The following is a 1,217-nucleotide window of genomic DNA, read 5'->3' as shown; positions in this document are numbered from 1 at the left end:
GGGCAGGCCCGACTGGTTGGGCAGTGCCGGCCCGCGCCGGATGGGCTGCGGGTAGCGCCCCAGCAGCTGGTTGAGCTGGGTTTCAACTTCGGTGATGCGCTGGCGGGTTTCGTAGGCCAGGCTCTCGGTGCGCAGGGCCTGGGCGGCAAACTGCTGCACGGCCAGCTGCGTGACGCGCCCGGCCTCTTTCTGCACCTTGATGAGGCGCAGGCCCTCCTGCTGGAAGCGGGTGTTGCGCAGTAGAATGGCCAGTTGGTTGTCGAGCGTCAGTAGCTCGTAGTAGGCGCGGGCCACGTCGGCTACCAGGTTGGTCACCACCAGGTTGCGGCCCTGCTCCGAGGCCAGCACGCGCAGGTAGGCGGCCTTGCGGCGGCTGCGCAGCTTGCCCCACAGGTCGATTTCCCAAGAGCTGCGCAAACCCACGAATAGGTCGGGCGTGAGGTTGGTGGGCACGCGCTGGTTGTCGACAATATTCTGCGAGAGGTTGGTGTCGTAGTTGCCCACGCCGGTCATGGTATACTTGCCGTAGCGGTCGAGCGCGCCCGTGCCCGTGGCCGATACCGTGGGCAGCAGCGCCCCGCGCCGGGCCAGGTACTGCGCCTGAAATACTTCTACGCGCTGCACCGCCACCCGCAAATCCAGGTTCTGCCGCAGGGCGGTATCGATGAGGCCGGCCAGCGCGGGGTCCTGGAAAAACTGCCGCCACGGCGTTCTGCCCACGCTGAGGGTATCGGTGGTGGGCGTGGTCTGGTTGAAGGCTTTGGGCGTGGCAGGGCTGGAGGCCGGGCCGTCGGGCGCGGATACGCGGCAGCCGGCGGCGAGGATTAAGACAAGGGCAGCGGTTAGAAAGCGCATGAGACTGGTTGTTCTGGCGGTTCGCATTACCCGCGACTCCCTTCTCCGAAGAGGGGAGCCGTGGCGTGGGCGATGTAGCGCGGACTTTTAGTCCGCGCGTGGATTATCTATTCGAGCAACTCGCGGACTAAAAGTCCGCGCTACAATTCGGGTGGTCGCGCCTAATGCGCCACCAACTCTTTTTCTTCCACCACCTCCGCATCCGCTTCCAGATTCTTCGGTTTCTCGAAGCTGGCAAACAGCACGTACAGGCCCGGAATCAGCACCATGCCGAAGACGGTGCCGATGAGCATGCCGCCCGCCGCGGCCGTGCCGATGGAGCGGTTGCCGAGGGCGCCGGCGCCACTGGCTACTACCAGCGG

Annotated in this window: 2 protein-coding genes; both read right to left on the bottom strand. The window is 65.7% G+C overall.

Annotated features, from left to right (window positions below; genetic code table 11):
• A partial coding sequence (locus tag ACYVDE_RS23390; protein ID WP_460503931.1) for a TolC family protein occupies nucleotides 1–855 on the bottom strand: 855 nt, incomplete at its 3' end.
• A 161-nt stretch (nucleotides 856–1,016) separates the two neighbouring features.
• Nucleotides 1,017–1,217 (bottom strand): hypothetical protein (locus ACYVDE_RS23385; protein WP_460503930.1); only part of this gene is annotated, 201 nt, incomplete at its 5' end.

It is taken from the genome of Hymenobacter agri (assembly GCF_054778495.1).
The sequence above is the reverse complement of the archived record's forward strand: the minus strand, read 5'-3'. Positions and strand labels throughout refer to the sequence as shown.